General features: G+C 62.2%; 25 protein-coding genes and 1 tRNA gene. 16 read left to right on the forward strand and 10 right to left on the reverse strand.

Annotated elements, in window-relative coordinates; genetic code table 11:
* Positions 1-14 precede the first annotated feature (14 nt).
* Genes QWZ03_RS20880 through QWZ03_RS03035 form a run of 3 tightly spaced genes read left to right on the forward strand, consistent with a single transcriptional unit; the run spans position 15 to position 2,237 of the window.
* Positions 15-560 (forward strand): shikimate kinase, encoded by a 546-nt coding sequence (locus tag QWZ03_RS20880; RefSeq protein WP_308447505.1) that lies wholly within the window; start codon positions 15-17, stop codon positions 558-560.
* On the forward strand, positions 541-1,608 hold the full coding sequence (gene aroB / locus QWZ03_RS03030; protein ID WP_308447506.1) for a 3-dehydroquinate synthase: 1,068 nt from the start codon (positions 541-543) through the stop codon (positions 1,606-1,608). The genes QWZ03_RS20880 and aroB overlap by 20 nt, the downstream gene beginning before the upstream one ends.
* Positions 1,608-2,237: a sugar transferase gene (locus QWZ03_RS03035; RefSeq protein WP_290331392.1), complete on the forward strand. Its 630-nt coding sequence runs from the start codon at positions 1,608-1,610 to the stop codon at positions 2,235-2,237. The genes aroB and QWZ03_RS03035 overlap by 1 nt, the downstream gene beginning before the upstream one ends.
* Positions 2,238-2,474: 237 nt before the next feature.
* On the opposite strand, the gene QWZ03_RS03040 is transcribed toward QWZ03_RS03035, so the two are convergent.
* From QWZ03_RS03040 to QWZ03_RS03075, 8 genes are all read right to left on the reverse strand, one after another.
* A complete protein-coding gene (locus QWZ03_RS03040; protein ID WP_290331393.1) occupies positions 2,475-3,428 on the reverse strand; it encodes a glycosyltransferase family 2 protein in 954 nt (317 codons plus the stop codon).
* Positions 3,409-4,290 (reverse strand): glucose-1-phosphate thymidylyltransferase RfbA, encoded by an 882-nt coding sequence (gene rfbA, locus QWZ03_RS03045; protein ID WP_284196962.1) that lies wholly within the window; start codon positions 4,288-4,290, stop codon positions 3,409-3,411. Before rfbA ends, QWZ03_RS03040 begins: the two co-directional genes overlap by 20 nt.
* Positions 4,287-5,345, reverse strand: a complete 1,059-nt coding sequence (rfbB, locus tag QWZ03_RS03050; RefSeq protein ID WP_290331394.1) for a dTDP-glucose 4,6-dehydratase — start codon at positions 5,343-5,345, stop codon at positions 4,287-4,289. The genes rfbA and rfbB overlap by 4 nt, the downstream gene beginning before the upstream one ends.
* Positions 5,346-5,451: 106 nt before the next feature.
* Positions 5,452-6,465 carry a UDP-glucose 4-epimerase GalE gene (galE, locus tag QWZ03_RS03055; protein WP_284196964.1) on the reverse strand — a complete coding sequence of 338 codons (1,014 nt, stop codon included), beginning with the start codon at positions 6,463-6,465 and terminating at the stop codon, positions 5,452-5,454.
* Between the two features lie 129 nt (positions 6,466-6,594).
* Positions 6,595-7,113, reverse strand: a complete 519-nt coding sequence (locus QWZ03_RS03060) for an RNA pyrophosphohydrolase (RefSeq protein ID WP_284196965.1) — start codon at positions 7,111-7,113, stop codon at positions 6,595-6,597.
* 127 nt (positions 7,114-7,240) lie between these two features.
* The gene (locus QWZ03_RS03065) at positions 7,241-8,026 is read right to left on the reverse strand and encodes a polyamine aminopropyltransferase (protein ID WP_290331395.1); all 786 of its coding nucleotides are present in this window, start codon (positions 8,024-8,026) and stop codon (positions 7,241-7,243) included.
* The gene (gene ttcA, locus QWZ03_RS03070) at positions 8,026-8,973 is read right to left on the reverse strand and encodes a tRNA 2-thiocytidine(32) synthetase TtcA (protein WP_290331396.1); all 948 of its coding nucleotides are present in this window, start codon (positions 8,971-8,973) and stop codon (positions 8,026-8,028) included. The genes QWZ03_RS03065 and ttcA overlap by 1 nt, the downstream gene beginning before the upstream one ends.
* A 101-nt stretch (positions 8,974-9,074) precedes the next feature.
* Positions 9,075-9,815, reverse strand: a complete 741-nt coding sequence (locus tag QWZ03_RS03075; RefSeq protein ID WP_284196968.1) for a pteridine reductase — start codon at positions 9,813-9,815, stop codon at positions 9,075-9,077.
* A gap of 50 nt (positions 9,816-9,865) precedes the next feature.
* On the opposite strand from QWZ03_RS03075, the gene QWZ03_RS03080 reads away from it, so the two are divergent.
* The 10 genes from QWZ03_RS03080 to lnt all read left to right on the forward strand — a co-directional run bounded on the left by QWZ03_RS03080 (position 9,866) and on the right by lnt (position 17,941).
* A complete protein-coding gene (locus tag QWZ03_RS03080; RefSeq protein ID WP_290331397.1) occupies positions 9,866-11,014 on the forward strand; it encodes a class I SAM-dependent methyltransferase in 1,149 nt (382 codons plus the stop codon).
* Positions 11,015-11,085: 71 nt separating this feature from the next.
* A tRNA-Met gene (locus QWZ03_RS03085) sits at positions 11,086-11,162 on the forward strand.
* Positions 11,163-11,262: 100 nt separating this feature from the next.
* Complete coding sequence (gene miaB / locus QWZ03_RS03090; protein WP_290331398.1) at positions 11,263-12,606, forward strand: tRNA (N6-isopentenyl adenosine(37)-C2)-methylthiotransferase MiaB; 1,344 nt, start codon at positions 11,263-11,265, stop codon at positions 12,604-12,606.
* Positions 12,603-13,073, forward strand: a complete 471-nt coding sequence (locus tag QWZ03_RS03095; protein ID WP_290331399.1) for a GNAT family N-acetyltransferase — start codon at positions 12,603-12,605, stop codon at positions 13,071-13,073. Before miaB ends, QWZ03_RS03095 begins: the two co-directional genes overlap by 4 nt.
* The gene (locus QWZ03_RS03100; RefSeq protein ID WP_284196972.1) at positions 13,070-14,050 is read left to right on the forward strand and encodes a PhoH family protein; all 981 of its coding nucleotides are present in this window, start codon (positions 13,070-13,072) and stop codon (positions 14,048-14,050) included. The genes QWZ03_RS03095 and QWZ03_RS03100 overlap by 4 nt, the downstream gene beginning before the upstream one ends.
* Positions 14,043-14,783, forward strand: a complete 741-nt coding sequence (ybeY, locus tag QWZ03_RS20965; protein ID WP_284196973.1) for an rRNA maturation RNase YbeY — start codon at positions 14,043-14,045, stop codon at positions 14,781-14,783. The genes QWZ03_RS03100 and ybeY overlap by 8 nt, the downstream gene beginning before the upstream one ends.
* A gap of 13 nt (positions 14,784-14,796) precedes the next feature.
* Positions 14,797-15,102, forward strand: a complete 306-nt coding sequence (locus QWZ03_RS03110) for a DUF7684 family protein (protein WP_290331400.1) — start codon at positions 14,797-14,799, stop codon at positions 15,100-15,102.
* Positions 15,099-15,488 (forward strand): SMU1112c/YaeR family gloxylase I-like metalloprotein, encoded by a 390-nt coding sequence (gloA2, locus tag QWZ03_RS03115; protein ID WP_290331401.1) that lies wholly within the window; start codon positions 15,099-15,101, stop codon positions 15,486-15,488. Before QWZ03_RS03110 ends, gloA2 begins: the two co-directional genes overlap by 4 nt.
* Before the next feature lie 57 nt (positions 15,489-15,545).
* Entirely contained in the window at positions 15,546-16,409 is an 864-nt protein-coding gene (locus QWZ03_RS03120; RefSeq protein WP_284196976.1) for a CorC family transporter, read from the forward strand.
* On the forward strand, positions 16,406-17,941 hold the full coding sequence (gene lnt, locus QWZ03_RS03125) for an apolipoprotein N-acyltransferase (RefSeq protein ID WP_290331402.1): 1,536 nt from the start codon (positions 16,406-16,408) through the stop codon (positions 17,939-17,941). The genes QWZ03_RS03120 and lnt overlap by 4 nt, the downstream gene beginning before the upstream one ends.
* Positions 17,942-18,030: 89 nt before the next feature.
* On the opposite strand, the gene QWZ03_RS03130 is transcribed toward lnt, so the two are convergent.
* Positions 18,031-18,948 carry a PP2C family protein-serine/threonine phosphatase gene (locus QWZ03_RS03130; protein ID WP_284196978.1) on the reverse strand — a complete coding sequence of 306 codons (918 nt, stop codon included), beginning with the start codon at positions 18,946-18,948 and terminating at the stop codon, positions 18,031-18,033.
* Positions 18,945-19,922 (reverse strand): serine/threonine protein kinase, encoded by a 978-nt coding sequence (locus QWZ03_RS03135; RefSeq protein WP_284196979.1) that lies wholly within the window; start codon positions 19,920-19,922, stop codon positions 18,945-18,947. Before QWZ03_RS03135 ends, QWZ03_RS03130 begins: the two co-directional genes overlap by 4 nt.
* Before the next feature lie 202 nt (positions 19,923-20,124).
* Between QWZ03_RS03135 and QWZ03_RS03140 the strand changes: the two genes are divergently transcribed.
* The 3 genes from QWZ03_RS03140 to rpoZ all read left to right on the forward strand — a co-directional run bounded on the left by QWZ03_RS03140 (position 20,125) and on the right by rpoZ (position 22,358).
* Positions 20,125-20,991, forward strand: coding sequence for a YicC/YloC family endoribonuclease (locus tag QWZ03_RS03140; protein ID WP_290331403.1), 867 nt, complete (start codon positions 20,125-20,127; stop codon positions 20,989-20,991).
* Positions 20,992-21,477: 486 nt separating this feature from the next.
* A complete protein-coding gene (gene gmk / locus QWZ03_RS03145; protein WP_290331404.1) occupies positions 21,478-22,092 on the forward strand; it encodes a guanylate kinase in 615 nt (204 codons plus the stop codon).
* 56 nt (positions 22,093-22,148) lie between these two features.
* Positions 22,149-22,358, forward strand: coding sequence for a DNA-directed RNA polymerase subunit omega (rpoZ, locus tag QWZ03_RS03150; protein WP_284196982.1), 210 nt, complete (start codon positions 22,149-22,151; stop codon positions 22,356-22,358).
* The last annotated feature ends 6 nt before the right edge of the window (positions 22,359-22,364 follow it).

Below are 22,364 nucleotides of genomic sequence, written 5' to 3' on the forward strand. Positions count from 1 at the left end.
CTTGATACGCTACAATGCCCGGCATGAATTTGCCGGGCAATTTTTTTCTTGTGGGGTTGATGGGTGCAGGCAAGACGACCATAGGTCGCAGCCTTGCGCGCCTGTCCAATAAAACCTTCTATGACGCCGATCATGAGATAGAGGCGCGCACCGGTGTGCGGGTGCCCATCATCTTTGAAATCGAAGGCGAGGCGGGCTTTCGCGCGCGGGAGGTGGAAACCATACGCGCCCTCACGGCGCTCAGCGATATCGTGCTGGCGACCGGTGGTGGCGCGGTGCTGAATCCGGCCAATCGCGATTGTCTGCGCAAGCATGGCTTTGTGATTTATCTACGGGCTTCGGTAGAGGAACTCTACCAGCGCACCCGCCAGGACAAGAACCGTCCGCTGCTGCAGACTGCCAATCCCAGGGCCAAGCTGGAACAGCTGTACACCGAACGCGATCCCATCTACCGCGAACTGGCCGACCTGGTTGTCGATACCGGCCGCCAGGGCGTGCAGCAACTGGCTCAATCCATACTTACCGAATTGTCCCAACGCCATGACATCCGTTCATCTTGATCTGGGCCACGCCAGCTATGACATTCTGATCGGCAGCAATCTGCTGGCAGACGTAAGCCCCATAGTACGGCTGCTGCCCTTGCCCAAGGTGGCAGTGGTGACCAACGTTACCGTGGCCAAGCTCTACCTCGCACCCTTGCAGGCCGCCCTGGAGGCACAGGGGGTGAGCGTCCTGCCTATCTGTCTGCCCGACGGTGAAGCCTACAAGACCTGGGAGACCTTGAACCAGATCATGGATCAGTTACTGGCCAGCCGTTGTGAGCGCAAGACCACCTTGATCGCACTGGGCGGTGGCGTGATCGGTGACATGACCGGTTTTGCAGCGGCCATCTACCAGCGCGGTGTACCTTTCATCCAGGTGCCGACCACCTTGTTGGCCCAGGTGGATTCATCGGTGGGCGGCAAGACTGCCATCAACCATCCGCTGGGCAAGAACATGATAGGCGCGTTCTACCAACCCAGATTGGTGCTGGCAGACCTGGCTACCTTGCATAGCCTGCCCGCCAGGGAATACGCCGCAGGTTTGGCTGAGGTGATCAAATATGGCCTGATCGATGACCCTGAGTTCTTTGTCTGGCTGGAACAGAACATGGGCCGCTTGATGGCCCGTGATACTGCGGCGCTGGCCTATGCTGTCGAGCGCTCCTGCCGTAACAAGGCCCGCATTGTGATGGCGGACGAGCGGGAAGAGGGGCAACGTGCCCTGCTGAACCTGGGCCATACCTTTGGCCATGCCATCGAGGCGGGCCTGGGCTATGGCACCTGGCTGCATGGTGAGGCGGTGGCGGTGGGCATGCTGCTGGCCGCCAGGGCATCGCACCTGCTGGGGCAATTGAACGAGGCGGAGGTGGCGCGCATCGCCCGCCTGCTACAGGCAGCCGGCTTGCCCGTGGAGGCGCCCACGCTGGGCTTTGAGCGCTGGCTGGACTTGATGGCGCAGGACAAGAAGGTGGAGGCCGGTCGTATACGCTTCGTGCTATTGCGCGCCATGAGCCAAGCCTATGTGACACATCTCGATACGGCGCAACTGCGCCAGTTGCTGAGCTGATGTCGCCCTTGTTGAGCCGCTTCAACAGCGGTACCAAGCGCCTGCTGGACATACTGCTGGGTCTGCTGGCGCTGTTGCTGTGTGCTCCGGTGCTGCTGCTGCTGTATGGCCTGCTGTGCCTGCAAGGCGGGCGGCCGCTGTTTGGTCATGTCCGGGTGGGTCGCCATGGCCGGACTTTCCATTGCTACAAGTTCCGCACCATGTATGTGGATGCCGAACAGCGATTGGCGGAGCTGCTGGCCCGCGATCCAGAGGCGCGACGGCAATGGCAGCAGGATTTCAAGCTGAAACAGGATCCCCGTGTGACCCCCTTGGGCGCCTTCCTGCGCAAGTCCAGCCTGGATGAGCTGCCACAGCTATGGAATGTGTTGCGAGGGCAGATGAGCCTGGTGGGGCCGCGCCCAGTCGTCAGCGAGGAGTTGCCGCGCTATGGAGAGGCCCTGGCCAGCTACCTGGCCGTTCGGCCTGGCATTACCGGGCTGTGGCAGGTAAGCGGCCGCAATGACACCAGCTATGCCCAGCGCGTGGCGCTGGATGCCCACTATGTACGTAACTGGAGCTTGTGGCTGGATATCACCATCCTGCTGCGTACCTGCCTGGTGGTGCTGAATCGGCGCGGTGCTTATTGAAAGCCGGTTAAGCACACAGGTTCTGGATGGGCCTTGGATGGGGCATGCCCAAAGGCACCCTGGCGCTAAACGCCAGCGCTGCCTGATACCCTAGTCTGTCCCCAGATCGCATCCGCTATTCACCCTTACCCTCGCCGCCGCGACGGAGGTCTACGCTGCGCGGAGGGGGCCTCACTGCGGCGCGTCTGCAATTTGATTGTGCTTCCGCTTGGCCACGACGCAAGTTCATGGCCCGATCTACGGCCGGCCGGACGTCCGCCACCAGCGTGGGTGCATGCTGAGGCGCTGGCATAGCCAACGGGGTAGCCGGCGGGAGCGTTTTCCCAGTTGGTAGCCCAGCCACTTCATGCAGCTGGCCTTGAGGCTGCGCCACTGCCATATCCGGCCGTGCATGCGCATGCTGCGCCACTCCGACCTGACATAGCGCAAACCCTCACCCGCTACCTGGCCAAAGCTGTGCAGCAGCCAGGGTTCGCCCGCATGCAGGGCGCCGGTATCAAAGTAGCGGCGGAACTCGGCTGTGGCTGGGTAGTTGTGCGAGTGGGCCACACAGGCGTCGGCCACGTAGGCGACGCGGAATCCTGCTTGCAGCAGCCTGGCGCAGGCCAGCATGTCCTCTGCCAGCAGGGTGCGCTGTGGGAAGCCGCCCAGTGCCATCAGGTCGCGGCGGCGCCAAGCTGAGAAGGAGTTGGAACAAAAAGCGGTCTTGATGCCCAGTTGTTGCCGATCGGCGTAGCTCACCACATGGGAGCGGGCCGGATAATTGAACTGGCGGGCATGTGTTGCCAGCGGGGTGGCGTCATGGTGAGGCAGTTGCCGGCCATAGGCAGCGGCCACATCGGTCTGCTCGAATGCCGCCAGCAGCCTGGCCAGGGCTTCGGGCGAGGACAGCAGGGCATCCTGGGTCATGCAGACCACCACATCGCAGTCGTGCAGCTGTTGCAGGCCCCACAACCGAGTGCCGCCATGATCGAAGTCCGCGCGGGCGATGCTGCACACCTCCAGCCCGGCATCGCGGGCAAGCTCGGCGGTCTGGTCGCTGGAGCTGGAGTCGATGACCAGGGTGCGGTCTGGTTGTCGGGTCTGGCTGGCCAGGGCGGCCAGCCATTCGACCCAGCGGGGGCCTGCATCCAGTGTGGGAACCAGCAGGCCTAGCCGCATGGTGCTGTCATCAGCGGAATGGCCTGTCATCGGCCAGCAGGCTCAACAGGTACTGGCCGTAAGCATTCTTGGCCATGGGCTGGGCCAGCCGTTGCAGGGCTGCAGCGTCGATATAGCCCTGGCGGAAGGCGACCTCCTCCGGACTGGCGATCTTCTGGCCTTGGCGCTTTTCCAGGGTCTGGATGAACAGCGAGGCCTCCAGCATGGATTCATGGGTGCCGGTATCCAGCCAGGCATAGCCCCGGCCCATGATCTCCACGTTCAGCGCATTCCATTCCAGGTAGCGGGCGTTGACGTCGGTAATCTCCAGCTCGCCCCGTGCCGAGGGCTGGATGGATTTGGCAACCTCCACCACGCGATGGTCATAGAAATACAGGCCGGTCACCGCATAGCGCGATTTGGGCTGTTTGGGCTTTTCCTCCAGGCTGACGGCCTGGCCCTGTGCATTGAACTCCACCACGCCATAACGCTCCGGGTCGGTCACCGCATAGGCAAATACCGTGGCGCCCTCGCCGCGCTGGGCGGCATTGGTCAGCAGGGACTGGAAATCATGGCCGTAGAAGATGTTGTCGCCCAGCACCAGGGCAACGCTGTCGCCGGCGATGAACTCCTCGCCCAGGATAAAGGCCTGCGCCAGCCCATCGGGGCTGGGCTGCACCTTGTACTGCAGCCGTATGCCCCATTGCGAGCCATCGCCCAGCAACTGTTGGAAGCGCGGCGTATCCTGCGGGGTGGAGATCAGCAGGATGTCGCGAATCCCCGCCAGCATCAGGGTGGTCAGGGGGTAATAGACCATGGGTTTGTCGTACACCGGCAGCAGTTGTTTGCTGACGGCCAGCGTGGCGGGGTAGAGGCGGGTGCCGGAGCCACCGGCCAGGATGATGCCCTTCATGCGAGTACGCTTTCTGTGGTCGCGGCACGATAGCTGCCATTGGCAATGCGGGCTAGCCAGTCAGGATGGGCCAGATACCAGTCTATGGTCTTGCGTATGCCGGTCTCGAAGGTCTCGCTGGGGCGCCAGCCCAACTCGCGTTCCACCTTGCGGGCATCGATGGCGTAGCGGCGATCATGACCGGGGCGGTCGGCCACATAGCTGATCTGCTCGCGGTAGGAGCGGCCATCCTGGCGCGGCCGGGCCTGGTCCAGCAGGTCGCAGATCAGGTGGACGATCTCGATGTTGGGCTTCTCGTTCCAACCGCCGATATTGTAGGTCTCGCCCAGGCGGCCGCGGCCCAGTACCTGACGTATGGCGGCGCAGTGGTCCCCCACATAGAGCCAGTCACGCACATTCTGGCCGTCGCCGTAGATGGGTAGGGCCTTGCCGGCCAGTGCGTGGGTAATCATCAGCGGTATCAGCTTCTCCGGAAACTGATAGGGGCCGTAGTTGTTGGAGCAGTTGGTGGTCAGCACCGGCAGGCCATAGGTATGGTGCCAGGCCCGTACCAGGTGATCGGATGCCGCTTTGGAGGCGGAGTAGGGGCTGTTGGGCTGGTACTGGTGGGTTTCGGCAAAAGCGGGGTCTTCACGCTCCAGCGAGCCGTAGACTTCGTCGGTGGAGACATGCAGAAAGCGGAAGTCAGCCTTGGCCTCTGCCGCTAGGCCTTGCCAGTAGGCGCGCGTGGCCTCCAGCAGGCGGAATGTACCCAGCACATTGGTCTCGATGAAATCGGCCGGGCCGTGTATGGAGCGGTCTACATGCGATTCCGCCGCAAAATTGATGATGGCGCGCGGCTGATGCTGGCTCAGCAGCTGAGCCAGCAGGGCGCTGTCGCCGATATCGCCCTGCACCAGGCAGTGGCGATCATCGTTGGCGAGGGCTTGCAGATTGTCGCGGTTGCCAGCGTAAGTCAGCTTGTCAAGGTTGATGACAGGCTCGTTGCCCTGCTTGAGCCACTCCAGAACAAAGTTGGCGCCGATAAAACCCGCGCCGCCGGTAACAAGAATCAAGATGCACTCCGAAAAAATAAGGCGGCAGCGCTGGGCGGGCCTGCCTACCCCGGCAGCCTGTTGTACGGGAGCAACGAATGGGCCGGCGGGTGTGGAGCAGGGCGGCTCAGTAGCCGTTCGGGTTTTGCGATTGCCAACGCCAGGCGTCGGCACACATTTCCAGCAGGTCGCGCTTGGCGCGCCAACCCAGTATATCGGCCGCCCGGCTGGGGTCGGCATAGTAGCTGGCCAGGTCGCCCTGGCGGCGTGCCACGAAGCGCGAAGGTATGCGTTGGCCGCAGGCCTGTTCGAAAGCACGTATGACTTCCAGCACGCTGTGGCCGCGGCCCATGCCCAGGTTCAGGGTCAGCAGGCCGCTTTCGCCGGCGGTGTGCTGCAGTGCCTTGACGTGGCCCTCGGCCATATCACACACATGCAGGTAGTCGCGTACGCCGGTGCCGTCGGGCGTGGGGTAGTCATGGCCGAAGATGGACAGCTCGTCCTGACGGCCAACAGCAACCTGGCACAGGTGGGGCATCAGGTTGTTGACGGCGCCGCTGGGGTCCTCGCCTATCAGGCCGGATGGGTGGGCGCCCACCGGATTGAAATAGCGCAGTATGGCGATCCGCCAGCTGGGGTCGGCCTGCACCAGGTCGTGCAATATGCCCTCCACCATGGCCTTGCTGCGACCGTAGACGGTGTTGGGCGCCACCGGTGCTTCTTCGCGGTAAGGCACGCGGGCGGCCTCGCCATAGACGGTCGCTGAGGAGCTGAATACCAGCCGGCGTACATTGTGCCGCGCCATGACGTCGAGCAGGGTCAGGCTGGCTTCGAGATTATGCTGGTAGTACTTGAGGGGGAACTGCTGGGCTTCGGAGATGGATTTGACGCCGGCGCAATGCAACACACCCGCGAACGGGTGTTTGTCGAAAAGGCGCTGGAGCAAGCCACGATCACGTAGATCGCCCTCGTGCCAGACCATCGCGCGGCCGGCAATGGCGGCAACGCGATCCAGCACAGCCGGTTTGCTGTTGGAGAAATTATCGACGACGACCAGGTCGTAGCCTGCAGCTAGCAGTTCCACACAGGTATGACTGCCTATGTAGCCGGCTCCCCCGGTAACGAGTATTTGTTGTCGCATCTGCCAATGCTACCGTTATTGTGCGGCGCAACCAAGACCACGATTGCATTCAAAGGGCCAATATAATCCGTGTAAGCCTAACGGCAGCTGAATACTAGCTGCCGAGATGCGTTTCAGCGAGGAGTATAGTCAGCGTGGTGCTTCTTGTTGTCGTGGAAGTGTTTTTTGGCGAGGATTGGGTGTCAGGAAACGTGCCAGTTCAGACAGTGCCTGCTCGTAGACGCCGCGCTTGAACTCGATCACGGCCTCCAGCGGCGCCCAGTATTCATTCCAGCGCCAGGCATCAAACTCCGGGTGGTGCGAAGCCCGCAGGCAGACATCGCACTCACGGCCGACCAGCCGCAGCAGAAACCAGATCTGCTTCTGGCCGCGATAGGTGCCGCGCCACTCCCGCCGCACCCAATGGGTGGGCACGTCATAGCGCAGCCAGTCCCGGGTGCGCCCCAGGATGCGGACATGTTCGGGCTTGAGCCCGGTTTCTTCCATCAGCTCACGAAACATGGCCTGTTCGGGCGTTTCGCCCGACTTGATGCCGCCCTGCGGGAACTGCCAGGAATGTTCGCGAACACGTTTGCCCCAAAAAACCTGGTTTTTGTCGTTGCAGATAATGATGCCAACGTTGGGGCGATAACCGTCTCGATCGAGCATGGATATCACCGTAGGAAATCGTTAAGTTGTCTTGATTTTTTCACATCGGCACGGTGATGGAAAGCAAAGGCTGATGCTGCTTTGCAGCAAGTTGGCGGGGGCTTGCGCCTGGCTGGAAAAATTCCTGCTATATCAATAGCCGACGGTCGTTGTGCACATTCATGCGGCTCAGGTCGCTGGCGAACTCGGCGAACTCCAGCGGGTAGCGTTGCTCCAGCTCCAGCGCCTTCTCGGTCAGCGCCGACCAGGTTGGGCTGTTGCAGCCCCGCTTGAAGCACAGCGCGGTGACATTGCCGCGCTGGCGGGCGGGCAGGCACAGCACCAGGCCATCAAATGCACGGCTGAGCCTGTCCACATAGGCATTGAAGCGCGAGTCCGAACCCCACAGATTGACCATCAGCACGCCCTCTGCCGTCAGGTGATCGCGGCAACGGCCAAAGAAGTCCTCGGTGGACAGCGGTTCGGCGATGCCGGTGGCGCCGTAGGCGTCCAGCATGATCACATCCACCGGATTGACCATGTTTTCGATATGGTCTGCACCGTCGCCGACGATGACCTGCAGCCGTTCATCGTCCGGCGGCAGGAAGAACATGGAGCGGGCGACGCTTACGATCTGGGGCAATAGTTCGACCACGACGATGCGGGTCTCGGGCAGGTGCTTGTAGGCGAACTTGGCGATGGAGCCCCCGCCCAGGCCCACCATCAGCATATTGCGCGGTGGCTCGCGGAACAGCAGGAAGGAGAACATGCAGCGGCTGTAGCCCAGCACCAGCTCATAGGGGTCGCGCACCCGCATGGAGCTCTGGATGGCCTCCGAGCCCAGGTGCAGCGATCGTATGCCGTCCTTCTCGCTGACGTCGACCACGACCTCCTCGTGCGGCGATTTGTGCACGCGCTTACCGAAGCGCCGCATCAATGACACCCTTCCAGCTTGTCGCGGCTATCCATGATGCTGATGCCGCGTAAGCTGCCCTCGGGCGGCTGCGGCGGCAATTCCAGTGCATCGAAGGCGGTATCGCCATCTTCGAAAGGGGTGTCCTGCGTCTTGAGTCCCTTGAAGTCGAAGCGCTGGGGGTCGGCTAGGTGCGAAGGCACGACATGCTGCAGGGAGCGGAACATGCTCTCCAGCCTGCCGGGAAAGCGCTTGTCCCAGTCGCGCAGCATATCGCCCACCACCACGCGCTGCAGATTGGTCTGCGAGCCGCACAGATTGCAGGGAATGATGGGGAAGGCGCGCAGTTCGGCGTAGCGTTCGATGTCCTTCTCGCGGCAGTAGGCCAGCGGGCGTATCACCATATGGCGGCCATCGTCGCTCACCAGCTTGGGCGGCATGGCCTTCAGGCGGCCGCCGTGGAACATGTTGAGGAACAGGGTTTCCAGTATGTCGTCGCGATGGTGGCCCAGCGCGATCTTGGTACAGCCCAGTTCGTCGGCAACCCGGTACAGGATGCCGCGCCGCAGGCGCGAGCACAGGCCGCAGGTGGTCTTGCCCTCGGGCACCACGCGCTTGACGATGGAGTAGGTATCTTCCTCGACGATCTTGTAAGGCACGCCCAGCTTGTCCAGATAGGCGGGCAGCACGTGCTCGGGAAAACCGGGCTGTTTTTGATCCAGATTGACGGCAATCAGCTCGAAATCAATCGGCGCGCTCTTTTGCAGACTCAGCAGGATATCCAGCATGGTGTAGCTGTCCTTGCCGCCGGACAGGCAGACCATGATGCGGTCGCCGGCTTCTATCATGCCGAAGTCGTCGATGGCGTCACCCACGCCATGGCGCAGGCGCTTGGCCAGCTTGTCGAAGTTGTATTTGGCTTTTTGCTCGGCGTCGGTCAGTGCCGGCTTCTGTACTACGGCGTCCATATTGGCCACCCTGAAATGCGAAAGGGCGTGATTTTACAGGGTTTTTTGCCTTGGCGCCGTCTGCTTGCACGAAAATCAGCATGGCCGCCCACCCTGGCAAATCAGAGGTATACGCTACGGCCGCCGTCCACGTTGATGATCTGGCCGGTGATATAGGGGGCATCCTCGATCAGGAACTGGATCGTACGGGCCAGATCGTCTGGTTCGCCCACGCGCTTGAGCGGGATGCTGCCGACGATGCGCTGGCGATGCAGCTCATCAAACACCGAGTCCGCATCGGGCCAGACATTGGCGCCAGGCGCCACCGCATTGACCCTGACTTCGGGCGCCAGATCGCGCGCCAGTGCCCGTGTCATGGCGGCAAGGCCGGCTTTGCCTATGGTGTAGACCACATGGTCGCGCATGGGGCGCTCGATATGGATGTCGGCGATGCTGACGATGCAGCCATGGGTTTTCTTCAGCTCGGGCGCGGCGGCCTGCGCCAGGAACAGGGGGGCTTTGACGTTGCTGCCTATCAGGTCGGCCCAGTTGTCTTCGTTGATATCGCCCACGCGGGTGGGGAAGAAGCTGGAGGCATTGTTGACCAGGGCATCCAGCCTGCCGAATTGCTGCAGTGTCTGCTGTACAAGGGTGGGCAGGCCGGCGATATTGAGCAGGTCGGCCTGGGCCAGTGCGACGCTGCCGCTGCGCTGCAGGTTGAGTGCGGCGGCCAGTGCGCGCGCCTCGGTGCTGGAGCTGCGGTAATGCAGCATGATGTTCCAGCCGGCGCCATGCAGCCGCCGTACGATGCTGGCGCCTACCCGCTTGGCGCCACCGGTTACCAATGCCACTTTGCCCTGCATGATGCACCCTCGTTAAACTGCGTGTTCTCTGATGGCATCGAATCTAGCACATGACCTCCCTTCCCGCGCCCAGCGCTGCGCAACAGGCCGCCAGCCAGGCCCTGCTGCAGCTGATACAGCATGAACTGACCCAGGCTGGCGGCTGGCTGCCTTTTGCCGACTATATGCGGCTGGCCCTGTACGCCCCTGGCCTGGGTTACTACAGCGGCGGTAGCCGCAAGTTCGGCGCAGCCGGGGACTTCATCACGGCGCCGGAGTTGTCGCCGCTGTTTGCCCAGTGCCTGGCCCGGCCCGTGGCCCAGGTGCTACAGCAGTGCGGCGGCGATGTGCTTGAGGTGGGGGCGGGCTCTGGCAGGCTGGCGCTGGATATGCTGCAGGCGCTGGCTGCGCTGGGGCAGTTGCCGGCGCGCTATCTGATACTGGAATTATCGGCCGAACTGGCGCAACGCCAGCGCGAGACGCTGGCCGCCGAGCCCGCCTTGCTGGCGCGGGTGAGCTGGCTGACTGCGCTGCCGCAGGCGTTTGTCGGCGCCATCGTCGGCAACGAGGTGCTCGATGCCATGCCATGCCGGCTAGTCCGCTGGCAAGGGGGCATGTGGTGGGAGCGCGGTGTGTGCTGGCGCGCAGGATTGGCCTGGGAGGATAGGCCGCTGGCCGATGCCGCCGTGGTGGCGCATATCGCTACCGCTGGCCTGCCGGATGGCTATCTGACCGAGATACAGCCTGAGGCCTGTGGCTTTGTGGCCAGTCTGGCAGAGGCTACCAGGCAGGGTGCCTTGATCTTGCCGGACTATGGCTTTGTGGCAAGCGAGTACTACCACCCGCAACGGCACAAGGGCACCCTGATGTGCCACTACCGTCACCATAGCCACGACGACCCGTTCCATCTGCCGGGCCTGGAAGACATCACCACGCATGTGGATTTCTCGGCCATCTGGCGCGCTGGCGATGCGGCAGGCTGGCAGCTGGAGGGTTATACGGCCCAGGGTGCATTCCTGCTGGATGCCGGCCTGCTGGAATGCATGGCCGGGATGGACAGCCAGAGCCAGGACTACTTCAGGGCGGCGGCAGCGGCGCAGAAGCTGGTGGGGCCGGCCGAGATGGGCGAGCTGTTCAAGGTTATCGCCTTCTCGCGCAACTTGGCGCTGCCGGGCTTGCTGGCAGGCTTTGGCCGGGATGATCGCTCGGGCGGCTTATAGCCGTCTGAAAAGATTTGCGCGTGGCGCTTGACGAATAGCGGGGCGCTGCGGATAATCACGCCCTCTTCGTTGGCTATGTAGCTCAGCTGGTTAGAGCACAGCACTCATAATGCTGGGGTCACTGGTTCAAGTCCAGTCATAGCCACCAGGTTTTTAAAGCCCGTTGCCGTAAGGCAGCGGGCTTTTGCCTTATGCGCGCGCCGTGGTGATTGGCGTAAACTAAGGGCTTGATTTCAAGGCGGATTATCGTGAGCAAGAAAGTCTTCATCAAAACCTTCGGCTGCCAGATGAACGAGTACGACTCGGACAAGATGGTGGATGTGCTCAACGCGTCGGAGGGTCTGACCAAGACCGATAATCCCGAGGAGGCCGATGTCATCCTGTTCAACACCTGCTCGGTGCGCGAAAAGGCACAGGAAAAGGTGTTTTCCGACCTGGGCAGGGTGCGCGAACTCAAGCTGCAGAATCCCAATCTGCTGATAGGCGTGGGCGGCTGTGTTGCTTCGCAGGAGGGTGAGGCCATCGTCAAGCGGGCGCCCTTCGTGGACCTGGTATTCGGCCCGCAGACCCTGCACCGTTTGCCTGAGCTGATTGCCCAGCGGCGCGCCAGTGGTACTTCCCAAGTGGATATCTCCTTCCCCGAGATCGAGAAGTTCGACCATTTGCCGCCGGCGCGGGTTGAAGGCGGCACTGCCTTTGTCTCCATCATGGAAGGCTGTTCCAAGTTCTGTTCATTCTGCGTGGTGCCTTACACCCGTGGCCAGGAAGTCAGCCGGCCGTTCGAGGATGTGCTGGTCGAGGTGGCGGGTCTGGCCCAGCAAGGCGTCAAGGAAGTCACCCTGCTGGGGCAGAACGTCAATGCCTACCTGGGCAAGATGGAAGACGGCGAGATCGCCGACTTTGCGCTGCTGCTGGAATATGTGCACGAGATACCCGGTATCGAGCGCATTCGCTATACCACCAGCCACCCCAAGGAAATGACCCAGCGGCTGATCGATTGCTACCGCAACCTGCCCAAGCTGGTATCGCATCTGCACCTGCCGGTGCAGGCTGGGTCTGATCGGGTACTGGTGAACATGAAGCGCGGCTACACCACCCTGGAATTCAAGGCCATCGTGCGCAAGCTGCGCGAGGCACGTCCCGATATCTGCCTGTCGTCCGACTTTATCGTCGGCTTCCCCGGCGAGACGGATGAGGACTTCGAGCGCACCATGAAGCTGATTGAGGATGTCCGTTTTGACGCCAGCTTCAGCTTTATCTACAGCCGCCGCCCTGGTACGCCGGCTGCCGATCTGCCAGATGACGTAAGCCATGAGGACAAGGTCAAGCGCCTGATGCGGCTGCAGGCCCGTATCGAGGCGTTCGCCCAGGAAGAGAACCGCCGCATGGTGGGCACGGTGCAGCGCGTGCTGGTAGAGGGCCACGCCCGCAAGGATGCCAGTGAGCTGGCGGGTCGCACCGACAACAACCGCATCGTCAACTTCGCCGGCCATGCCCGCCTGATCAATCAGTTCACCGAAGTGCTGATCACCGAGGCCATGCCGCATAGCCTGCGTGGCGAGATTGTGACGCGCGAGACCGTCAGCGCATGATGCCTACCGTAGAGATCGGTAGCGAGGCGCCGGTGCAGATTGTGCCGGTGGCCGATCTGCCCGAGGGCGTAGAGGCACTCTGTGTGCTGGGCGAGGCCGAGGGCTTCCGCTTTCTGCGCCGCCTGATCGATGACTGGCGCTGTGGCGATAACCGTTTTGACCAGGAGGGCGAAGCCTTTCTGGCTGTCTGGATGGCGGACCGGCTGGTGGGGGTGGCGGGGATCAACCGCGACTGCGATGACGATACGCTGGGGCGGGTGCGGCGGGTGTATGTGCATCCCGAGGCCCGTAGCCACGGCGTGGGCCATGCCCTGATCGGCGCCATCGAACAGCACGCCCGCCAGCATTTCAAGCGCCTGGTGCTGTATACCAATGCCGAGCCGGCCATGCATTTCTACGAAAGCATGGGTTATCGCCGTATCATTGGCCATCCGCAACGCAGCCATGAGAAACGCCTCACGCCATGAGCACCCGTCACGCTACCCGTGAAATCAGTTTTGAACCTGTAGACAACGGCCGACTGGCCAATCTGTGTGGTGCCCTCGATGAAAACCTGCGCCAGATAGAAAACGGCCTGGAAGTCGATATCGCCCGCCGTGGCGAGCATTTCAGCATCTCCGGCCGGGTGGCGCAGACCAAGCTGGCAACCGAGTTGCTGGAGCGCTTCTATGCCATATCGCGCCGACCCATCGATGTCGAAGAGATACAGCTGGGCTTGATCGAGGTGGCGCATCCGACAGACGCCCTGGTGGCTGGTGAAGATGGCATGCCGGTGCTGCTGACCAAGCGCGCCGATCTGCGTGGCCGTACGCCCAGGCAGAATCACTACCTCAAGGCCATACAGGAACACGATATCACTTTCGGTATCGGCCCTGCCGGTACCGGCAAGACCTATCTGGCCGTTGCCAGCGCGGTCGATGCGCTGGAGCGCGACCTGGTCAAGCGGCTGGTACTGGTACGGCCGGCGGTGGAGGCCGGTGAGCGGCTGGGGTTCCTGCCGGGCGACCTGGTGCAGAAGGTCGATCCCTATCTGCGCCCGCTTTACGACGCGCTCTACGACCTGATGGGGTTTGACAAGGTCACCAAGCTGTTCGAGCGCGGCATCATCGAGGTAGCGCCGCTGGCCTTTATGCGTGGCCGTACCCTCAATCACGCCTTCATCATCCTGGACGAAGCGCAGAACACCACGCCCGAGCAGATGAAGATGTTTCTGACCCGTATCGGCTTTGGTTCCAAGGCCGTGGTCACCGGCGACGTAACGCAGATCGATCTGCAGCGCCACCAGAAGTCCGGCCTGATCGACGCCCAGCACGTGCTGCAGAATGTGCGCGGCATTGCCCTGCACTACTTCAAGAGCGACGATGTGGTGCGGCACCCATTGGTGCAAAAGATAGTCGATGCCTATGAAAAGCGCGATCGCGCCAAGGAAAAGAACGATGAGTAAGCCAGAAGTCTATGCTGTCGATGCCGATGGCAAGCAAAAGCGGGTCAAGGCTGAGGCGTTGCGCATAGTGCTGGCCGACGGCAGCGAGCTGCAGGTGCTGCTCGATGAGCAGGACGGACTGCTGATCGGCACGCCGGCCGAGGATCATGCGCCGGCGCGGCTGGTGCTGCGCCCGGGTGCGGCCAATGCCGTGCGTATCGAAGTTGAGCGCGACCCGGTTGACCTGTCGGTGCTGGGTGCGGACCGCGAGGGCTCGCTGGACCTGGCAGTGCAGTATGGTGTGCGCCCCAAGGGCACGCCCGGCAAGAAGCTGCTGCGCCTCTGGGCTGCCGCCGCGCTGGAGGCTGGCCTCGATGCCTCGCTGACCCTGCGGGTGGTGGACGAAGCCGAAGGCCGTGCGCTGAACCGCGACTATCGCAGCAAGGACTATGCGACTAATGTGCTGAGCTTTGCCTTCAATGAGGGCGAAGCCATGCCGGGCATGGATGACATCATGATGGGCGACCTGGTGCTGTGCGCACCGGTGGTCGAGCGCGAGGCACTGGAGCAGGGCAAGACCCTGGAGGCGCACTGGGCCCATTTGGTGGTGCATGGCGTGCTGCATCTGCAGGGCTATGACCATATGGACGAGGTGGAGGCCGAGGCCATGGAGGCCCTGGAAACTGCCATCCTGCAAAGCCTGGGCTATCCCGATCCCTATCTGAGCGAGAAGGGTGCGCCGGACGAGGCGTGAGGGCGAGGCTGAGGTGGCCTCGCTTGCCGTCGTGATCCGCACGCTTTGCCCGTATACGGTGGCGTACGAGCCTGCCTTACGCCTGCTGGCGGATCGGCTCCCTGCCTTGTGCTGCTTCCATGGCATTGATTGTGCCGCCTGGGAAGAAGCACTGGATTGGGTGATGATAGAGACAGGCCGTGATGTCGAATTGTTCGCGCTCACCTCCAGCCACCCGGGTGAGGACGAAAACGAGGTGTTGGACTTTGCACGTGCCTGCAGTACGCATGGCAAGGCCGAGTTGCTATGCATGACTCTGCCTGAGAGCGTGGCGATATGATAGTCGGCCTGCACCACGTTGCCATCATCGTGACCGATCTGGCAGCGGCGCGGCGCTTCTATTGCGAGGTGCTGGGTGGCCGCGAGATGGCGGCGCATTATCGTGCAGCGCGTGATTCCTGGAAGGTGGATGTGCAGTTGCCCGATGGCGGTCAGCTGGAGTTGTTCACTTTCCCGGCGGCGCCGCCCCGCGCCAGCCAACCCGAGGCGCAAGGCTTGCGCCACCTGGCATTGCGGGTGACGGCAATGGCGCCCCTGCTGCAGCGGCTGGCACAGTTCGGGATAGCCTGCGAGCCGCTGCGGGTGGACGAATATACGGGCGCCCGCTACACCTTTTGCCGTGATCCTGACGGCTTGCCTATTGAATTCTACGAAACCGTAATGTAAGAACACAGCCGGCAGAGCCGGCTATAATCCCCCCATTGTCATTTTTCCTATTGCCTCATGGACTTACCCTCTAGTCGATCGCCCAAGCCGAATAACGACCATAAACCCAACTGGCTGGAGCGCCTGACCGCCTTCCTCCTGCGTGAGCCGGAAGACCGGCAGGAACTGGTGGAGCTACTGCATTCGGCGTTCGAACGCCATCTGCTCGATGCCGACGCACTCGAGATGATAGAGGGCGTGCTGCAGGTAGGTGACCTGCAGGTGCGCGATGTGATGGTGCCCCGCTCGCAGATGGATGCGATCGATATCGCCACCCCGCCCGAGGATTTCATACCCTACGTCATCGATACGGCCCACTCGCGTTTCCCGGTGTACGAGGGCAGCAAGGACAATATCGTCGGCATACTGCTGGCCAAGGATCTGCTGCGCTATTACGTGAGCCAGCAGTTTGCCCTGCGGCCCATGCTGCGGCCGGCCGTGTTCATACCTGAATCCAAGCGTCTCAATGTGCTGCTCAAGGAGTTCCGTGCCAACCGCAACCATATGGCCATTGTGGTGGACGAGTATGGTGGCGTGGCGGGTCTGGTCACCATAGAGGACGTGGTCGAGCAGATCGTTGGCGATATTGAAGACGAGTACGATTTCGATGAGACCGAGGACAATATCCGCCCGGACAAGCAGGGGCGCTGGCGGGTCAAGGCGACTACCCTGGTGGGCGACCTCAATATCGCCCTGGGCAGCGCTTACCAACCCGATGGCATCGACACCGTCGGTGGCCTGGTGGTGACCGAGTTTGGCCGGGTGCCCAAGCGGGGCGACGCCATCAGTATCGAGGGCTATCACTTCCGTGTGATACGTGCCGACAGCCGCCGTGTTTATTCCTTGCTGGTCGAGCGCGAAGCCGCCTCGGACGAGACGTGAGCCGCCTCACCACCGCCGCCCGGCTGCTTGGCCGGGCGCTGCCGCCTGCCCTGATAGGCGGCATTGCCGTGTTCGGCTTTGCGCCGTTCTCGTTCTGGCCCTTGCTGCCGTTGTCGCTGGCCCTGCTGTTTGGCCTGATCGACGTTGCGCCCACGCCCAGGCGAGCGGCCTATATAGGCTGGGCCTGGGGTCTGGGCTATTTCACCGGCACCATACATTGGATCTTCATCAGCCTGCATACCTATGGCGGCATGCCCGCGCCGTTGGCGGCGCTGGCGGTCTTGCTGTTGGCCGCCTTTCTGGCCCTGTACCCCGCCCTGACGGCTTGGGCCGGCAAGCGGCTGGCCGGGCAATCCCGCGCCGCCCTGCTGCTGTGCCTGCTGCCGGCCCTATGGCTGCTGGCCGAATGGCTGCGCGGCTGGGTGTTCACTGGCTTTCCCTGGGCGGCCGTTGGTTACAGCCAAATACCCGATGGCCCGCTGGCAGGCTACGCCCCCTTGATTGGTATCTATGGCGTCAGTGGCCTGATTGCCCTGGTGGGCGGCATTGCCGCCTGGTTGATGGGTAGGCGTTTTGATCGGGTCGATGGTCTGGCGCTGGCCGGAGTGCTGTTGCTGGGTGGCCTGGGCTATGGCCTCAAGCAGGTGGCATGGACCGAGCCCAGTGGCAAGCCGCTCAAGGTGGCGCTGCTGCAAGGTGCCATTCCGCAGAACCGCAAATGGGGCGCCGAGGATCTGGCCTACAACCTCGACACCTATTACCAGCTTGTTGGCAAGGCCAAGGCCGATCTGATCGTGATGCCGGAAACCGCCTTTCCTATCTTTCTGCACGATATGGACGGCTATTTCCCGGAGGTGCTGGATGGCATGCTGGCCCATGTGGCGGCCCAGCAGGCGGCCTTGATAGGCGGCGTACCGCGGCTGGATGTGCGCAGCCAGCGTTACTACAACGGCGCCGTGTTGCTGAGCGACCCGGAGCGGCCTGCCAACTACAAGGCCCATCTGGTGCCGTTTGGCGAATATGTACCCATGCGGCCGCTACTGGCCTGGGTCTACGACAATCTGTTGAACATGCCACTGGCCGATTTCAGTTCGGGCGGCCCGCAGCAGGCACCGCTAAAGGTGCGCGACCAGCGGATAGCCGCGCATATCTGCTACGAAGACGTATTTGGCGAGGAATTGCTGCCCAATGCCCGCCAGGCCACCATCCTGCTGAATCTCTCCAATCTGGCCTGGTTCGATGGCTCGGTGGCGTTGGCACAGCATGGGCAGATATCGCAGGCACGGGCGCTGGAGACAGGGCGGCCAATGTTGCGGGCCACCAATAGCGGCACCACGGCGGCCATTACACCAGATGGCCATTACCAAGCACGGTTGCCCGAGCGGATCGAGGGTACGCTCTACGCCATGGTGCAAGGTATGCAGGGCAACACGCCTTACCTGTTGTGGGGCAATACGGCGGCATTGCTGCTGGCAGCGCTGGGGCTGGGCATGGGCTGGTGGTGGCGCCGGCGTGAGGCGCAAAGACCTTAAGCAGGCTCTTGCTTCGGTGATGGGGGGTACGGACTAGCACCAGGGGTTTCCCTGGCGCTAACCGTCTGCCCGGTCGGGATCGATCTGCCCTAGCGGGAGTACTTGTTGATGGCGGCCTGTATTTCGTTGATGGCGGCTTCGATGTCGGCCTCGGTGACTTCCTTGTTTTCCTTCAAGGCCTTGTCGGATGCCAGGGTATTGAGCCGGGTGGTCACTTCGCCATCGGACAGCTTCTTGGTTGACAGGCTGTCGGCCGTGGCGTGGTCGTCCTCTTCGTGCCAGTTGATGGCAACGCCGGTCAGGTTGTCGCCATGTATGCCGCCACGGGCCTCGGCCCGGTCCAGCAACTGGGGCAGGGCATACAGCACCGGGTAGCCGGTCATCATCTGCTCCAGCTCGCCCTGGGTGACGCAGCCCCACAGGCCGTCGGTGCAGAGCAGCACGGTGTCGCCGTCGACCAGCGGTACTTTGCCGCCAATCTCCACCTCGGGCGGGAACATCGAGCCCAGGCAGTTGTAGATCTTGTTCTTCTCCGGGTGGCGTTCGGCTTCCTCGGCTGTGATACGGCCCATGTCCACCATCTGCTGTACCTTGGAGTGATCGCGCGTGCGGGCGGCGACCTGGCTGTTGCGTATCAGGTATAGGCGGGAGTCACCCACATGGGCCCAGTACAGCATGCCATCCTGGATGATGGCGGCCACCACGGTGGTGCGGGGCGTCTCCAACAGGCTGTGGTTGGCGGCATAGTTGAAGATGGCGTCATGGCACTTCATGCAGCCATCTGCAATGAATTGGTGTGGGTTCTGGATGGTGGGCTTGGCTTTCTTCTGGAACAGCTCGGCCATCAGTTCGACCGTGATCTGCGCTGCCACTTCGCCATGCAAATGACCGCCCATTCCGTCGGCTACCACCATCAGCAGCGAATCGCGGCTGTAGGAATAGCACATGCGGTCCTGGTTGTACTGGCGCGCCCCCCGGCGGGTTTCCTGGAATATCGTGAATTTCATTTTTGTTCTCCTTTGCTGCTGCCTAGGCGGGTCAACCGCGCCAGGTTGCCTTTCAGGCCGGCCAGCAGGCCCTTGCCTGGTTTTGGTTGCGGCTCACTGGCCGTTTCAACCAAGGCTTTTTGTACGTCGCGTACGCTTTGCGGACGGGCCAACGGGTCCAGTTCCAGGCACCAGTCAACCAGTTCCAACAAGCTGGCCGAATAACGGCCAGCCCACATTTTCTTGACCGACTGGTATTTGTCTTCCTTGGCACGCTGGTCGGCCGCCTGCGGCGCCAGTCCGCTCATGCAGGCAAATATGCTGGCCCCCACGCTGTAGATGTCACTCCAGGGCCCCAGCTTCTCGCGATCGGCATATTGCTCGGGCGAGGCAAAGCCTGGGGTGTACATGGGAGTGAACTTGCTCAGCGCCGACTGGTTCAGCGCCTCGCGGGCAGAACCGAAGTCCAGCAGCACCGGGCTGCCGTCGCGCCGTATGTAGATGTTCGCCGGCTTGATATCGAGGTGCAGCATCTTGTGCAGGTGCACTTCGCGCAAGCCGTTGAGCAGGTGGGCGAAGACGTAGAGGATCATGTTCTCCTTCACGCCGCCTTCGGTCAGCTGGATTTCTTTCTGCAGCGTCCTGCCCCGCTCGTATTCCATGACCATGTACACGGTCTCGTTGGCGCGGAAGAAATTCACCACCTTGACGATATTGGGGTGGCGTATCTGCGCCAGGGTCTTGCCTTCCTCGAAAAAGCACTTCATGCCGTGCCGGAACAGCGCCAGGTTGTCGGCCGAGGTGGCCATCACCCGCTCACCCTCGCTGCGTAGGGCGAGCGCGTTGGGCAGGTATTCCTTGATGGCCACCGGCTGGTCGGTATCGTCGTGCGCGAGATAGACGATAGAGAACCCGCCAGCCGACAATTGCTTGACGATGGTGTAATTGAGCAGCTGGTAGCCGCGCGCTAGCGGGAAGTTACTGGGTGGTGGCATCGATAGGCGTCTTGGCGCGTGTGGTAAGATTGGCGGCCTGTTTTTGGACCGCTGCCCGCCATATTGCCAGTAAGGCAATGAAATGACATGTGAGTTGTTGTGTCAATTGTGGTTTTGGGCCGTCACAATGTCAAAGCGCATTGCAGCTTAGCCTGCTTTGTCCTGCATCAAACCGTCTTATCCACAGCATTCCGGAGACCCCATGATACTGAGCATGACTGGCTACGCCGTCGCTACCCGAGAGTTGGCCGGTGGCCTGTTGAGCGTGGAATTGCGGGCGGTGAACCACCGTTTTCTCGATCTCAACCTGCGCCTGCCTGAAGAGCTGCGGCTGATCGAGAACCAGTTGCGGGAGAAGCTGGCCGGCAAGGTGTCGCGTGGCAAGCTGGATTGCCGCGTCGGGTTCTCGGCCCGCGCCGAGACCCAGCCGCGGCTGCAGTTGAATACCGGCCTGCTGGCGCAATTGGTGGCGCTATCGCAACAGGCACGTGATATCGCCCCCCAGGCAGGTGACCTGAAGATGGGTGAACTGCTGCGTTGGCCTGGTGTGCTGGCAACCGATTCGGTGACGCCGGAGGCTATGCAGCAGACCGCGTTGGAACTGCTGGATATCGCGCTGGCCGATTTCGCCGCCACCCGTGGCCGCGAAGGCGCCAAGCTGGCGGATTCCATGCTGGAGCGCATCGCCAAGATCGAGACCATCGTCACCGAAGTGCAGCCACGCCTGCCCACCATCGTGGCCGCCTATGACGAGAAGCTGAAGCTGCGGCTGGTCGAGGCACTGGGTAGTGCCGACGATGACCGGGTGCGCCAGGAAGTGGCCTTGTTCGCCCAGAAGATCGACGTGGCGGAAGAGCTGACCCGCCTCAGCACCCATATCGTTGAGCTGCGTCGCATCCTCAAGACCGGTGGAGCGGTCGGCAAGCGCCTGGACTTCCTGATGCAGGAACTGCATCGCGAGGCCAATACCCTGGGCTCCAAGTCGGTGGCGGTAGAGACCTCGCAGGCCTCGCTGGAGTTGAAGGTGCTGATCGAGCAGATGCGGGAGCAGGTGCAGAATATTGAATGATGGCCAGGGGGTTTGGGTGATGGCGATCGCGGCAGGCCCGGGCAGAGCCCAGGCTTTGATGGAAAGTGGCAGCGGCTGGGCCATCATCACTATTCCCCTGATCTAGCCCATCCCCCCGCCCCCTGCCGCCGCAGGGGGAGCCTCGCTGGCGTTCGTGGACCTTGGTGGTTTTGTACGGGTAGGGTGGTTTCGGCGCTGATCCGTGAGGGAATGGTATTCAAGCGCAGCTAAGCACCGCAGTCGGTATCGGTTACCGGCATCACTGAAGTACCGTGCTATTCATCAGGCCTATGGCCCGCCCCACCGCGACTTGGTTGTGCCGTCCATGCCTACGGATGCGCATAGGGCTTGAACTTGGCCTTTTGCCTGGGTTGAACCTGGGCGTGACGCGGGGTGGTTGGGGGCTATACTGCCCACTGTGCATGCGGGCGAGGGGTGGTTTGTGTTACGCTGGCGCGAGGCCGTTTGAATCAATGAGATAGTGCTATGAGCAAAGGCAAGCTTTTCGTCGTGGCTGGGCCTTCGGGTGCCGGCAAGGCCACCTTGGTGCGGGGGCTGTTGGCCGCAGATGCCAAGGTGCAACTGTCTGTTTCCTTTACCAGCCGCGCGCCGCGCGATGGTGAGCAGGATGGTCGCGACTACCATTTCGTCAGCCGCGAGGAGTTCCTCGCCATGGTAAGCCGTGGCGAGTTTCTGGAGCATGCCGAGGTTCATGGCAATCTCTACGGCACATCGCAGAAGTGGATTACCGATGCGATGGCGGCGGGCCAGGACATCCTGCTGGAGATAGATGTACAGGGCGCCCAGCAGGTGCGCAAGATTTTTGGCGACGAGATAGGCATCTTTATTCTGCCGCCCAGCGCCGAGGTGCTGGAGCAGCGCTTGCGCAATCGGGGTACCGATAGCGAAGACGCCATTGTTCGCCGCCTGGCCAACGCCCGCGAAGAGATCGCCCGCCTGGCCGAATTTGATTATGTGATCGTCAACGAGCATATCGATCAGGCCGTGCGTGACATCATCGGTATCGTCCGCGCTGAGCGCTGCAAGGTGGCAGCCCAGAGCGAGCGGCACCAGTCCCTTATTGCCAGCCTGCAGGGCTGAGCATCACAGAACCCGTGCCGGCCGCCATGCCGGCCGTTTTACCGGAGTAAATGACCATGGCCCGTATTACCGTAGAAGACTGCCTCGACCGTATCCCCAACCGTTTCGACCTGACCCTGACGGCCGCCTACCGCGCTCGCCAGTTGGCCAATGGCTCCACGCCGCTGGTTGATCAGGTGGGTCGCGACAAACCCACCGTGCTGGCCCTGCGTGAGCTGGCTGCGGGCAAGATCGGTATCGAGATACTGCACCGGGCGCGTAGCTAAGCGTTG

The organism is Chitinimonas viridis (assembly GCF_030409555.1).
In the GTDB taxonomy this organism is placed as follows: domain Bacteria; phylum Pseudomonadota; class Gammaproteobacteria; order Burkholderiales; family Chitinimonadaceae; genus Chitinimonas; species Chitinimonas viridis.